Here is a 13,723-nt window from a genome sequence, read left to right as displayed (position 1 = left end):
AGCGCTCCAGCTTCCCCTGCGTCTGCGGATGATACGGCCGCGAGTGCCCCACCCGGATGCCGTGGCGCATCAGCCACAGCTCCACTGCCGTCCAGGTGCCGGTGGTGTCGCCCCACGGCGAGCCGTTGTCCATCGTCATCCGGTCCGGCAGGCCGTAGCGCTCAAAGACGCTGACCAGCTGCTCCTGTACCGTCTCACGCCGTTCGTCAGCGCAGTGCACCAGGCACAGCGAGAACCGGGAGTGGTCGTCCAGCAGGGTGAGCGGGTGGCAGCGGCCGCCGCCAAAGGGAAAGTGGCCTTTGAAATCCATCTGCCAGAGCAGGTTCGGGGCCGCATGCTCAAACCTGGCGGTGGCCGGGACGCCCGGCGCTGCGCCCGGCAGCAGGCCGTGGCGGGTCATCAGGTTGTGGACGGTGCTGGAGGCCGGCATGCGGTGCCCGCGGTCTTCGAGCCAGCGCTTAATCTTGCGGGCCCCCCAGTGCTGATGAAGCTCATGCGCCATACGCAGCAGGTCGTTATCCAGCAAAACTTATAGCCGCTTCCCTTGAGGATTTACCATCAGAGACTAACATGCATGGACAATAAAAAAGATAAGCGTTTCGTTACCCCAATTTATCCGCGCATATGCGCGGTTTTTTTTCGTCAAAAACACGTTTTCCTGATTACCCCGGCTTTTTAGACAGACATTTTCCAATGTAAATAAGGGAAGTAACCTGATACTTTCCGACCAGGAAAAGCGACTGTATCAGCTCCTCTTTACCTTAAACTTACCAGTCTCTCTCTGACGTGTATATCTCGCTAGTCTAACCATGCCCTGTCTGACGCCGTTTAAGCAGCGGCCTGCCAGGCGCATTGAAGTTTGATGGTCGTAGACGAAAGATAGAATCCGCAGCGCCACTTACCGCAGTGCTGTATTTATAGTTACAACACTCATTTATCAGCCACTGCAGTTCCGGCCCTTCGGGCCGGGCGGCGGCGGCTGGTCAGTGGGGGCAACCCGGCCTCAGGTACGGCGCAGGTTTGGGTTGAGAGGGGCGCGATGTATCAGGCCGGCTCTGATGTAGTTCTAAGAGAGAGTATTATGTGTGTTGTAACTAATTTGGGAGCAACCTTAGACACGAAGCGTCTTTTCAGGATTGCTGACCGTATCTGGGAAGTGAATCTTTCCACAGGGCTGGTGGATGAATAGCTCATATATTTAAAAGTAAGTAATAACAGTCATTTAAAAGAGAAATAACCGGTTTTTTAAAAGGATCTTCGCGGTTTGTAAAAGTCCCGCCCAGTACTTAATTGCCAGCACGGACAGTAGCTAATCAGCTCCCCCTCTCGTGGTTAATGGGGATAACTCATAGCTGTATCGCTGTGCGATAGCGTTCAGCGATAACGTTGATTTACTTTGCACCCGATTGCCGAAAAACATGCAGGAGAATGGTTTTATTTGGATAATAATTAGTCGGAATTTTTTACTGCAGACGTGCGAAGGCCTCCGGCGCAAACCGGATGCTTCAGACAGGATTAGGCAGAAGGGAGGATGGCCATTCAGGCCAGATTACAGGAAGGGTAAAGCCAGCACGTTGTACAACGGTAATTAGCGGATACCAGTAGATATCAGGTTGTGACCAGCAGATTGTCAGACAGACGTGCATAATGACCGCGCGAAAACTTCATGCGTTCCGTAACGCGGCGCTCTATCTCCGCGCGAACCGCGTCAAGCCCGCCAAAGAAGCGGCCGTTACGGATTTCTTTCTGGATCTGCAGGCGTACCAACTGCTCAATATCTTTTCGCGTACGTGGCGCATCTTTGCGGGCGCGATGACGCTTCATGCCGTGTTCACGGCGTGACTTATGGTATTCGCGAAAACGTTCACGTACAAATGCCCAGGCGGCACTGATAAGTTCTTCGGCGCCGGCGCGCGGCAGTCCCCTCTTCTCGCGCTGCCGGTTTTCCCACTCAATGCGGCTGCGGCGGGCAGCAGTAACCGCCTCCTCGGAGACATCCAGCACCTGCCACATCAGCGGGGTAAAGGTGATGTCGGTCGGAATATTGCAGCCGATCTCTTTATCGTATTCGGTGTTGTAGGTCAGGAGTTTCAGCTGGGCCATGAACTGCACGGCGCCGGTAAAACGGGTGATCGAAAGACGTTTCTTCTCGGTGGCCAGCCCGCAGCGAATGCTCATGGTCGTAAGAGAGGCGCCGACGCGGTTGGCCAGCGGGTTGAAATAGTGGCAAAGTGCCTGCAGCGAGGCTTCCAGGGCCCGCATGCGCAGCTCCGGCGGACGGCGCTTGCGCTCACCCCGGGCGATCGACATCGCAACGAGCATCTGGAACTCCATGCGACGGGTAAATCCGGCCGCCTTCGCACGGATTTTTTCGCAGAACGGCAGTGTCTTCTTGCCCTCTTCCGGAATGAACTTCGGATTTGGGTTCTTTACCTGCCGGTAAAATGATGTGCTTTGAGTGAGTTGTTCAGCCATGCCATCCTGACTTTTCGAAGGGGGTGACAGACGCTAGCGCGTCCGTCACACTGCAGAGGAAAATTAAGCGGAAGATGTTCTCAGTAAGCAGAATGCCAGTCGGTGCCACCGTCCCAGCGTGACTGCCAGTGCGCCAGGTAGGTCTGCGCCAGTGCCGGTACGCCGCGCACAACCAGCGCGTTCTCGGAGTTCGATTCCGCCGCGCTGCGGGTGTAATTGAACGAGCCCGTTTCCACGTTCTGCCCGTCGGTCACGATCACCTTGTCGTGCATAATTTTGTACTGCCCGTTTGTGCGCAGCGGAACGCCGGCGTTGGCCAGCACGTTCAGTGCCGCCTGGCTGGCTTTGCTGCGGTTTCCTTTGTCGTCAACCACCACCCTGACGTCAACGCCGCGCCGCCTGGCGGCAACCAGCGCCCTGACCACCTCCGGAGAGGTGAAGCTGTAGCCCATCAGGCGGATACTCTCCCGGGCGCTGTCCAGCGTGCGCAGGACCAGCTGCTGCGCGCTGCCTTCCGGTGAAAATCCGACGTCTATGGCCGGCGCGTCCGCTGACGCTGCGGCTGAAAATGTCAGGCACATCGCCACCGCGATCGCCGCTGAAGTAAGTTTCATCGTTGTTCTCTTTTCCGTGCCGGCGCGCTGCCGGCAGTATGCATGAAAGGGAATAAAGCAGGAGAGGTAGCCGGACGCGGTCAGGCCCGCTCTCCCGCTGCCGGCCCAGACCTGAGCTGCACGTAATTCAGCGCGGCTTCGTCAATGGCCTCCCGTGTCGCCCCCATGAGGCGCGGGCTGCGCAGGCGTACCCTGTATCCCCTGCCGCGTGCCGGCAGGCTGGCATTCACCATGCGCCAGAGGACGGCTGAACGCACTGCAGCTGCAGGCGATCGCTTCCAGCTGAACGCACATTCAAGATCAAATTCACAGACTGCAGCCAGCGCCGGGTCGGTCAGCACCAGCAGGCTGGTATCCTGCGCGCCCGGCGGCGCGTCGAGCACCTGCAGAATGTGCTGCACCCGGTCGGCCCGCACGTAGCTGCGGCGCTGGCGGTAAGGCATGGTCGCCAGCAGCCGGGCTTCAGAAGGAGGATTTACCTCCATAAAGCGGTTGATGCGCACCGCCTCCTTCGTGAACTTGTCGGCATCGGCGATATAGAGCGAGCTGCCGCGGACCACCTGCCCCCGGAACAGGGTGACGTTTTCGCCCTCCTGCAGCGCCTGCACCTCCTCAACGTCGACCTTTTTCTTTTCGCTCACCTGCAGGCGCGGATCGTCGTTCAGGCCGCTGCCGATGATGCTCCCAGTCTGTACCAGCGCGCTCATGTGCGCCCGGTATTCGGTACCAGCCATCAGCTGCAGGATTTCCAGCGTGTCTTTCGGATCCATGATTTTGCCGGTGATGCGCACCCCCATGTTGGCGATAAGCGTCCACACCGCGTCGCCCGCGGCCGTCTTCAGGCGCTGCACCTCCTGCCCGGCCAGCAGCAGGCAGTAGCCCAGCGAGCGGATCTGCGTGGCCAGCTCGCCCAGCTTTTCGCTGTAGCCGGCGCCCACCTCGTCGATGATCCAGAGCAGCGGAAACCGGTCCTTAAATTTCCGCACCTTCATGTTGTCCTCCGGCCGCCCTTCCAGCTTCTCACCGAGGTCCTGGCTTAAAATCATGGCCAGCTGCGACTGGTAGAGCCGGCCCAGCGTGCTGCTCTCCGTCGCGGAGAGCTCTAGCGCCGGCACCAGAACAATCAGGATGCGGTCGTTGTGCACCACGTCGCGCAGGTCGATGTCCCCCGCGTCGCGCGCAAATACGTGGCCGTAGGTGTCGTTAAACAGGCTCAGCATGCGCGTGTACTGCTGAATCAGGTAGCCGTGCTGGCGGTTCGCCTCCGGATCCCATTCGGACGGCGTGGCCACCTTGTCCAGGTCGAAGCCGGCCAGCGTGCTGAGATAGTTCTCCAGCGCCACGCGGATTTCCTCGTGCCACTGCTCCTCAACCGCCTGCACGTAGAGCCCGGCAATTTTACGCAGCGGAAGGTGTGACTGGATGGTCCGCTGCGACATCACCGTGCCTTCGCGCCGGCACTTATAGACCAGCGCGGTCACCAGCGCCTGGTTCATGGAGCGCGCCTTTTCCTGCCAGTCGCCGCCGCTGCTGCCTGTTTTCGGCAGCATCGAGTCCATCAGGTTGATGGTGTAAGTTTCCTGCGCGATGCCGAACACGTTGGTGGTGTTGGTCTGCGGCCGCCCCTTCACGTCTTCCAGCAGCTCCTGCGCCCGCGAGCGCCCGCCGGTGATGAAGTTCATCATCCGCAGGTCGTCCTCGCGGCCGAAGCGGCGGGCCATGGACATCATGCCGAGCGCCACGTCGTTCTGCGCCTTGTGGTCGGAGAAAATGACGCCCTTGCCCCAGCACAGCGCGTTGAACACCCAGCCCAGCAGCGTCTCCGTTTTACCGGCGCCGGTGGTGCCGAACATCAGCACGTGACGCGTCAGGTCGTCCATCGAGAGCCAGAGCTCGCGCCCGGCGTCCCTGCCGCGCAGATAGCCGGCGTACAGGATGCCGGCCGCGCGGCTGGTATGAATGCGCACGGTGGCCACCGGCAGAAAGCCCAGCACCTTCGCCGGCACCCTGCGCTCGGTCGACGGATCCTCCCGGTTCATGTCGGCCGGCATGCGCATCGGCATCTTCCAGCGGCCGGCGGGTGCCACGACCAGCGACCAGAACAGCAGCACCGGCAGGCTCAGCAAAAGCGTCGCCGGCCAGACGATGCCGGCACCCACGGCGCCCGCCATTCCCCAGGCGAGCGTGCCGGTCTCGCTCAGCACGTCGATTACCCACGAACGCCCCGCGTGCCGGTTGACGCGCGCGCTGTCGAGCGCAGCGTTACTGTCGGTCATGGCCACCTCCGTTTAAAAAGTCCGTGAGCGCCGCCGGCGAGCTCAGCACGCCCTGCGGCACGTAGCGCCCGTCGTCCGAAATCGTCCACGGCGTGCCCGGCAGACGATACGCCCGGAACGCCACCTCGTTGACGCCGATTGCCCCGCGCGCCGTCTCGATCTGCGCGTCATCCGCTGCGGCAGGCGCACGCGGCGCGGCGCCCGGCACGCCCATGCCGGCATCCGCGGCGAACAGTTGCTTCCAGGCGGCTGCGCGCTGATCTTCCGGCAGCATCATGACCGGCGTCAGCTTCTGCAGTGACGCCTCCCGCCCCTCGATGGTGACCGGGAATATCACCACGTTAACCATGCCCGCGGCCGTTTCATAATGGCGCTCCATGCGCCGGCAGTTAGGACACTGCGGATCGGCGAAGACATAGAGGGTACGCGCGTGCCCGGAAGACAGCGGCACGGTGAAGAGTGCGCGTGATGCCGCGCTGCGGAGTTTTGCCGGCAGCGCTGCGCGCACGTTCAGCGGCAGGTCCCAGCCGTCGGCCGGGGCAGCGGCGGCTGGCGGCTGAGGTTGAGTGGACTGCTGCACAACCGCACGGCCAGGCTGCGGCTCATGAGTGCGGTACGGCATCACGGTCCGGACACCCGGCTCGGCGGTCGCATAGCGTACAGGTCCGTCCGCTGAATGAAATACTGTACGGGTATCAACCTTAGTGAGCATTTGCGGGTTTTCGGGCGTAAAGAGGCGGGAAGCCATCACGACTGTTGTCAGCCATCCCGCCGTCAGGGCGGCCACGGCCAGGGCATAGCCGAACTTCCGCAGTTTACGTCCGCGAAGGCGTTTACTCTCTGCAATGGTCAGAAGGTCAGTAATACAGCACAGCAGCTGGCCGGAATCGTCACCGCGGTAAAGCGGCGCGAGCGCATCGCGGGCGTTCTGTGCGTAAAGCCCGTCACCGTGCATGACGAACCACGGCCTCTCTTTCAGAGGCAGGGCAAAAAGCGGCGCTGAAACGGCACGGGTCAGAAATACCGCGCCGTTCATTCCATGTCCCTCTTCGGGCGTTTCGCGGCGGGCACTCAACAGGTCGCCATTAATTTCGGCCACGAACGGGCCTTCTCTGCGTGAAATCGTCATGGTCATATCCTTGTCTCAGCGCGCGACGGCGCCGTCAGTAAATTCGTCTTCGCCCTCGCCGGGCAGATAAAGTGCGTCAGGGAACGGCATTTCGCGCTGCGGTTTCGCGCGTTTTGGCCGGACGTCGCGCGGGTATACGAGCCACAGCGACTCGAGCTCCAGCTGCAGCCCGTCGACCGCCTCGCCGGTCATCAGTGGCGGGCACGGCAGGCCGAGCCGGGCGGCCAGCTGCTCCGCGCGGGCCTGCGCGACGATGGCCGCTTTACGGTCTCCGGAGAAGACCTGCAGGCCAAAGATGGCCAGCAGCGCGCGCTCGTGCGGCTGCCACTGATCCGGGGGCATCATCGCCGGGCCGGTCTGCGCGTCGAACAGGGCCGTCGCTGCGGCGCGGTCAAGTACCCGGCGCTTAATCAGCCCGTGCACGTCGGCAAACTCCTCCGGCTTCTGCGCCCAGGCGTTTTCCGGCGTGGTGTCGTTCATCAGGCCGTCCCCACGGTGCCCGGACAGCACCGGTATCACCGAAGGGGCAAAGGTGGCCATCACGCGGGGCAGTGAATGAATGTCGATCGCGCGCCGGCTGCGAAAGCCCAGCGCCGGGTGACGCGCCAGCGCCCAGCTGGTCACGACGACCAGGGGCAGCATGGGCACAAACAGGATGCCGGCCGTGTGGTTCATGACGTCGCGCCATTCGCTGAATGCCACCGAATCCGCACCGTTGCTGGTCGAGGCCAGCAGGTTGATGCGCTCCGCGGCGTAGCGGTGAATGTGGGGAAAGTCGGCTAAGCGCCACAGCCAGTAGAGGGACCAGCAGCTCCAGCGCACGAAGTCGGCGAAAAAGAGCCAGCAGAGCAGGAGCACCAGCCCACAGGTAAGCAACACCATTGCCGACTCGTTACTGCCGGCGGCGTTCGGGTGATAGGTATTCATGTAAGCGTTTCCGGAAGCGGTAGCGGACGCGGGAGCCCGCCGGACTGCAGATAAGAAAACACCGGCGCGGTGGCCGGTGTCAGGGGAAAAGCGTCAGGATGTCAGGAGTAATCAGTTGCTGGCCTGAGGAACCACCACGTCGTGTTCAAACTCAACGAAACGGCTCTGGATACTCACGTGCAGTGGCCATGGCTCCTGGGGGAACGATTCAGGGTAGCTGTTGTGGCTCATCGCACCGAGCGTATTATACAGCTCACTGGCCACCGTCGGATGCGCGTTAACGCTCAGTACCGGTACCTCAGGATTTTTGGTGTTCAGGCGCAGCGTGCCGTCTTCCAGCTCGCGATCTGTCCAGTCGCGCATGGTGAGACCGATAACGTCAACGACGCCTTTTTTCACCATATTGATGTACAGAATGTTGCCGGATTTAATATCGATGCCCAGGTATTTGCCACGGCCCGCATCCATCACCTGATGCTGCTTCAGCGGGCTGAAACGCTCGTCACTGGTGAGTAGCACGACCATCTTTTTAAGCTGGCTACGGCGCCGGATAATACTGAAACGACGATAGCCTAATGGAATGATGATCCCTGCCCAAATAATGATAAACAGATAAGCCATATATGGATCATGTCCCCCAGGTTCGTTTCCTGAGTAGATTAGGATGCTTGCTAAGGCAAGTAATACCAGACAAGGCAGGGCCAAAAAATAATAGAAAACCCGAACTATAGCCCATATAGAATCAATTGGTTTATCATGGCGTTGAATAGGTTTCATGGCATCCTCCTGCCGCATTTCCTCTGATTAAATTATACGCATGACTGTAAATAAAGCCAGGTATAATTACCTGACGCCATCTTTATTACCGGGACCTTCAGAATTGGCGGCTTTCTGTAGACCGGGCGTTCTCCGTGCCCCGCCTCCTGCAGATGCGAACATCCCCTTAACGTCATCAACAAGCCCGCCCATGATGCCTGCCATACCTGCACCGCCTAAAAACGTAATGACATAATCAGCCAGCGTTGCCTGCAGTCCGAATACGCGTGTCACACCGAAGGTCGCTATGCGGGCGTAAATCAACAGCCACCCCGTCATTATAAACGCCCCAACGATTGAATCGGCGTTTGCATTAGCCAGTGCGGTACCAAACAGCAGGTTCAGTAGTGTCCCGCCTGCCATAACGGCAACCGAGGCAAAAAAGAACCCGAGCACCATGAGCGAGGGGCGAAGCATCATATCGATTAGGAAAATATAACCATAGGCGCTGCGGCTACCCTTATCCTCCTCAGCACCCAGGTGAGTTGCAGACCACATCGGGCCCGCAGCACATCCCACCATGACGCTGACCAGCCAGTTGAACACCCCCACCATCCAGTACAGAAACGGTACCGCCGGCAAGAATACGGCCAGTGAAAAACCCACTGCAAACAACAGTAATAACAAAAAGTAAAAAGGTGGTGACAGTTGAGCCAATATATCTTTAGCGGCTGCTGTCAGGTTAAAAGGAAGTATTCTTCCGACGCTTCCCAGCACTGAATTGTCTGTGGCTGATGCCGCGGCATATGCCAGCGTATACGTAGTCAGCGCGCCTTCTGTTGCCAATAGAGTGTAATTACCAATAGTCTGCATTTTTATCAGAGGGTTAACCTGACTCGAAAAGTCAGCCGGGGTGCCAATCTGAACCGTTGCAATTGCCTTTGTAATCCTCTGCATTGGATTTTTAAGAATACTAATGAATACTGCGTCTGGATTAACAGCACTGGAAGCTGCACCATCATCCTTCGCCGTCTGCGTGCCCAGTGGTGCCGTGTAAGTGCTGTTCTGCACCTGAGACCGGTAGGCCGAAAACACCTGGTGATACAGGTCGCCGGTGCCGGTTTCGCCGTGCAGACTCGTGCCTGACGTGACCGGTGCTGCGTTGGCCACTTCACTGGTTTTGCTGTTGGCAGTCGCAAAGGTGTTGTACCAGGCGCCCAGCGAAATCCAGCCATAGGCCCTGAGCTGCGTGGTCAGCTGGCTCTGCAGCGAGTCTTTATAGTTGAGCTGGTTCAGCGCGTTATTGACCGTGGTTTCATACGCGGCCGCCGCGTTCTGAATGGTGGTTTCCGGATCGATGAGCGTGCCGCTGTCCTGGTCGCGCTTACTCAGATACGCATCAACGTATGCCTGCGCCGCCACGTCCAGCGTGGACTGCATCGTGTCCAGCGCGCTGCGCGAGGCGGCCGTCACGCTGGCGGTGTTCACGGCGGAGCCGAACAGGCTGTCCATAACGCCTTCTGACGGCTCAGGAATGCGGGCGCTGCCGCAGACCGCGCTGCCGTTGCCCGTGGTGTAGTCGCCGTTCCCGCCCTTCGTCTGCATCAGCGCGGTTCGTGCCTGTCCGTCCTGGTACAGCGATGACAGCTCCCGGTTCGTGGCGTACTTGCACAGGTTCACCTCAAACACCGCGCGCGCCGCCGAGCGCGTGGAGGGCGCCGTGGGCTGCACGACCAGCGACATGCCGCCGCTTATCATGTCGGCCGCCTTGTCCGTTAACAGGTTCGCGCTACCGATCCCCATGGTGGACGCCGCCCACAGCATTATCAGCTGCGACAGCGACCAGCCTGACGCGGTGGGGATGAGCGTCATAAAGCCGGCAAGGCTCATGACGGGATGCAGCCAGGTCCGGCCCTGGCTGAACACCTTGCCGTCCTGCCCGCCCTTAAACAGGGTTTTCAGCGTGACGGTGAGGAACCATACCAGCGCCACGGTGCACAGTACGCCGTTCAGCAGCGCGAACAGCGAGCCGATAAGCGTGACCTGACCGGGCTGGAACGGCGTGATCACCACATCCCCGAATATCATCACCAGCGCCTGCCGGGACAGATCGCTGGTCTTGCTGGCGGCGTCGCTGATGGTCTGGTAGTCCACACCGTCGGCAAATGCCGGGCAGGACGCGGCGCACAGCAGCGCCGCCGCCTGAATTTTTGTCAGTAGCTTCATGATTAACCTGCAGATCAGGATTAGCGGATGGAAACGCGTGAAAGCCGCCTGTGCGGCCGGTTTAAGGGGTGTTTCAGCGAGCGGGAACGCGCACCGGCGTTACGGGCGCCGCCCGGGAAGGCGACGCAGGAAGCCTGTTATTTAACGAACTGCCAGACGTGCGCCGGCACGCGATCAAACAGTTTTCCGGCGGCAAGCTCCGCCTTGCGGTGGTCATAGGCCTGCGTCATCGTAAACTCTTCAGAGGGGTCACCGGTGTAATAGAGGTGCTCGTACACCTTATCGAGCATGTCCAGCGTGTTGTAGCGGCGGAACCTGAACAGCCAGTCGGTTCGTGTCATGGGATTCTCATCCTTAAGGCAGAAAGGGATACGGGGATATTCCTGATAATTATTCACTTTTTTTCAGCGCGCTGCGATAACGCTGTGCAAACTGCGCAACGGCGGCCGGCTCAAAGAGCAGCTGGCCATGAGCGCTTTTTTCCGCTGCCGGCGGCGCAACGCCCCGGAGTTTTTTCCCGGTGTTTACCGCCTGCCACAGCGCCAGCGGCGCGATGCCGGCTTCTTCTGCAGCGGCATCGAGCGCGACCAGCGGCGCACCGGACGGCGCCGGCGCGGGTTCAGGCGTCCGCGCGCGCCAACTGGCCGCAAACGCCATCGCCTCTGCGTGGTCAAACATCACGGCCGCGCCGCGCACCTGCCGCCGGCGGGGCAGCGGCATGCCGTCGAGAAGGCCGCCGGTGCGGGCCGCGTGAAGCAGCTCGCCGGGCAGGACGCCCAGCAGTTCCGCAAACACATCAAGTCGCATATACATCCTGTTTCCTCCTGCCGGCGCCGGCCGGCATTCACTGTAGTCAGAAAGTCAGCGTGCCGCAAAGGATATGGATCAGCACGCCCGCCCCGAACAGCACCGCGGTCACGCCGGCAGGCAGCAGCACGGAGAGAAGCGCTATCCTGCCGAACAGCCGCAGCACCGCAGCCTCCATGGCCTGCGCCATTGCCTCATCACACACGGACTGCAGTCCGGCAATGGCGGCATCCAGCGGCGACAGCGCGTCAGCGCCGGCCCCCGCCACACGCAGTGAATGCCGCGCCCTGCGCAGCTGCTTCAGCGCACTGAGACAGAGTCCGGTCGCCTCCCCGGCCTCCCGCGCGTGGCTGGCCCGCCGCGCGCTGTGCACCAGGTGCATGATGGTTTCGCGTCGCTCGCCAAGCCCCGTGTCGTCAAGAAGGGTGCACAGCCCGATAAGCTGCTGCTCCCGCCGGATTTCCCGCATCTTATTTTCCCCCGAGCAGACCGCCGCTTAACACGAGGCGGCGCCAGCGCGTCTCCTGCAGAAACGCCTGAAAACTGCCGTTCTCTGACGCCGAGACCCGCTTTTCCGTGAGCTGCCACAGCCGGTAGCTCACCCCGAGCGCCTGCACGAAGCCGGTGGCCGCCAGCAGCAACAGCACGCACATCACGATGCCCACGCGCAGCCAGCCGGTACCGCTGATGCTGCTGCCGGCGGCGATGAGCATCAGCAGAAAGCCCGCCACCGGCAGGCCGGTCAGCCACATCAGCCCCCACCAGATCCAGCGGCTGATGCGCAGGTTACGCGCCAGCCGTTCAGGCGTCAGGCCGCTGTCTGCGACCGCCTGCACCCAGCTCGCGGGGCGGTAGTCGCCCGCGCCGCGGCCCGCGGTCACCTCACGGAGGCGCTGCCACAGGCGGGAGACGTTTCTCCCCGCGTGGCGGCTCCAGCTGGACACCTCCCACGCCGGCAGGAAGATATTCAGGGCAATCCAGCCCGCGCGCTTCGCCATACGGCGGCCGGTCGCAGCGCCGCCCTGCGGGGCGGCGGCATCATTATCTTTCACAGGGCATCTCCTTCTGCGGTCAGGACGGGCTCAACGAGTGAGAACGTTTCGGAATGAAGCGCCGCCATCGTCTGCAGGGCGCTCGCGAGAAAGCCATACACGGAAGTCAGGTCCATGCTTTCCATGCAGCGGATGTCGGGCGTCAGGAAGATCACCTGCCCCGGCCGCAGTTTCAGCGTGCTGAGGCTGACCCCCGGCGCGCCCGTAAACGTCTCGGCCACGTGCGGGTGATGGTAAATGGCCATGCGGCTGCGGATGGCCGCGGCGGCGTCACCGGCGCCGTCATGCGTGAGCAGCTCACGCGCGGCCTGAAGGGACGGATGATAAGGGTACTGACGGCCCCAGCGCGCCAGGGCAATCCACAGATCGTCCGCCCACAGCTGCCCGGCCAGCGCGCCGAACCCGGCGGCGTCGCCGCTGAAGTGCCCCGTGTCATCCGCAAACCCGATGACGCAGGCCATCAGGCGCCGGGTCAGGTCACTGTAGGTCTCCGCCGGGAACAGCGCGGCGGCCACCGCAGCGGCGCCGTCCGCCGCATTAACGTGCCGCAGCGCATCCAGCACGTTCCAGACGTCGCCCTCCTGCGTCTGCCCCGGTGCAAGGCGCCACGCCTGCCACAGCCGTGACCAGCGCGGCGTATTCCAGAAGGCCGACCTTGTAGTTCTGACCGTTCAGCGCCATGGTGGTGAAGTGAATGACGACGCCGTCACCGGACAACTTCGCCCCCTCCGGCGCCTTCAGCACGGCGCCCCCGTATTTACCGGTGGTAATGCGGCCCAGCACCGGCGTGGTGCCGTTGTCGGAATTCACGCCCGTATAAATCTCACCCGGCCCGCGCCAGTACGGATCGACCACCACGGTCGCAGGCGGCGTATTCGCCGCAGCCTGCCGGCTGCGCGCGGCGGCCTGCTGCACGTAACTCCCGGGCAGCGAATCGCGCCAGTTTGCCCAGCCGCTGTCCTTTCCGCCCAGCAGCTGCGCGGCGGGCAGTTCGCCGGTCGCCGGCGGGGCCTGCATCTTCGCGAGCAGGGCGGCAAGCGATTTCTGGCGGGTCTCGGCCAGCGCCTTTTCCTGCTCCTGCGTGCGCCCGGTCCCCTGGGGGCGCGGCAGCTCGCGCGGCGCGACAACCGGCGCGACCTTCGCCGGTTCCTTCGGCGCGATCACGTCCTGCTCCAGCGGGATGCTGGCGATAAAGCTCTGGTTTGAGGCCGTGGCGTTCCGTGCCCCCAGGGCGTTGCTTTCGCGCAGCTTTTCGCGGTAGTCCGGCTGCTCCTGCGCGTTCACCTGCGCGGTACCGGCTACCCGGTTCAGGTTGACGTTTGAGACCGCGGGGGGCGGCGCGGCCAGGTAGCTCCACAGCGCGTAGCCGCCGCCCACCACCGCCACAATCCCGCCCACGATCAGGCTGGCCATCAGCCGGATGTTGCTGCCGCCGGTGTTCTGTTGATCGCTCATGATTAC

13 protein-coding genes and 1 pseudogene are annotated in these 13,723 nt (G+C 61.8%); all 14 read right to left on the bottom strand.

Annotated features, from left to right (window positions below):
- Window positions 1-511 (bottom strand): annotated as a pseudogene (locus QZ766_RS13905) (DDE-type integrase/transposase/recombinase); the annotation flags it as partial.
- A 1,097-nt stretch (window positions 512-1,608) separates the two neighbouring features.
- On the bottom strand, window positions 1,609-2,475 hold the full coding sequence (gene repA, locus QZ766_RS13900) for a plasmid replication initiator RepA (protein WP_297202919.1): 867 nt from the start codon (window positions 2,473-2,475) through the stop codon (window positions 1,609-1,611).
- Window positions 2,476-2,555: 80 nt separating this feature from the next.
- Window positions 2,556-3,056, bottom strand: a complete 501-nt coding sequence (locus QZ766_RS13895) for a phospholipase D family protein (RefSeq protein WP_297202939.1) — start codon at window positions 3,054-3,056, stop codon at window positions 2,556-2,558.
- Window positions 3,057-3,169: 113 nt separating this feature from the next.
- Window positions 3,170-5,365 (bottom strand): F-type conjugative transfer protein TrbC, encoded by a 2,196-nt coding sequence (gene trbC / locus QZ766_RS13890; RefSeq protein ID WP_297202917.1) that lies wholly within the window; start codon window positions 5,363-5,365, stop codon window positions 3,170-3,172.
- Window positions 5,352-6,494: a thioredoxin fold domain-containing protein gene (locus QZ766_RS13885; RefSeq protein ID WP_297202915.1), complete on the bottom strand. Its 1,143-nt coding sequence runs from the start codon at window positions 6,492-6,494 to the stop codon at window positions 5,352-5,354. The genes trbC and QZ766_RS13885 overlap by 14 nt, the downstream gene beginning before the upstream one ends.
- Before the next feature lie 15 nt (window positions 6,495-6,509).
- Entirely contained in the window at window positions 6,510-7,421 is a 912-nt protein-coding gene (locus QZ766_RS13880) for a hypothetical protein (RefSeq protein ID WP_297202913.1), read from the bottom strand.
- 111 nt (window positions 7,422-7,532) lie between these two features.
- Complete coding sequence (gene excA, locus QZ766_RS13875; RefSeq protein ID WP_072209970.1) at window positions 7,533-8,198, bottom strand: plasmid IncI1-type surface exclusion protein ExcA; 666 nt, start codon at window positions 8,196-8,198, stop codon at window positions 7,533-7,535.
- 66 nt (window positions 8,199-8,264) lie between these two features.
- A complete protein-coding gene (locus QZ766_RS13870) occupies window positions 8,265-10,403 on the bottom strand; it encodes a DotA/TraY family protein (protein ID WP_297202910.1) in 2,139 nt (712 codons plus the stop codon).
- A gap of 137 nt (window positions 10,404-10,540) precedes the next feature.
- Window positions 10,541-10,744, bottom strand: coding sequence for an Hha/YmoA family nucleoid-associated regulatory protein (locus QZ766_RS13865; protein WP_278708473.1), 204 nt, complete (start codon window positions 10,742-10,744; stop codon window positions 10,541-10,543).
- Between the two features lie 49 nt (window positions 10,745-10,793).
- Window positions 10,794-11,216 carry a hypothetical protein gene (locus tag QZ766_RS13860; RefSeq protein WP_297202906.1) on the bottom strand — a complete coding sequence of 141 codons (423 nt, stop codon included), beginning with the start codon at window positions 11,214-11,216 and terminating at the stop codon, window positions 10,794-10,796.
- 40 nt (window positions 11,217-11,256) lie between these two features.
- Window positions 11,257-11,679, bottom strand: a complete 423-nt coding sequence (locus tag QZ766_RS13855; RefSeq protein WP_297202904.1) for a hypothetical protein — start codon at window positions 11,677-11,679, stop codon at window positions 11,257-11,259.
- A 1-nt stretch (window position 11,680) separates the two neighbouring features.
- Window positions 11,681-12,262: a conjugal transfer protein TraX gene (gene traX / locus QZ766_RS13850; protein ID WP_297202902.1), complete on the bottom strand. Its 582-nt coding sequence runs from the start codon at window positions 12,260-12,262 to the stop codon at window positions 11,681-11,683.
- Window positions 12,259-12,825 (bottom strand): prepilin peptidase-dependent protein, encoded by a 567-nt coding sequence (locus QZ766_RS13845; protein ID WP_297202900.1) that lies wholly within the window; start codon window positions 12,823-12,825, stop codon window positions 12,259-12,261. The genes traX and QZ766_RS13845 overlap by 4 nt, the downstream gene beginning before the upstream one ends.
- A complete protein-coding gene (locus QZ766_RS13840) occupies window positions 12,800-13,717 on the bottom strand; it encodes a hypothetical protein (RefSeq protein WP_297202898.1) in 918 nt (305 codons plus the stop codon). Before QZ766_RS13840 ends, QZ766_RS13845 begins: the two co-directional genes overlap by 26 nt.
- Window positions 13,718-13,723 lie beyond the last annotated feature (6 nt).

The organism is uncultured Pluralibacter sp., assembly GCF_913775985.1.
GTDB lineage: Bacteria > Pseudomonadota > Gammaproteobacteria > Enterobacterales > Enterobacteriaceae > Pluralibacter.
The sequence above is the reverse complement of the archived record's forward strand: the minus strand, read 5'-3'. Positions and strand labels throughout refer to the sequence as shown.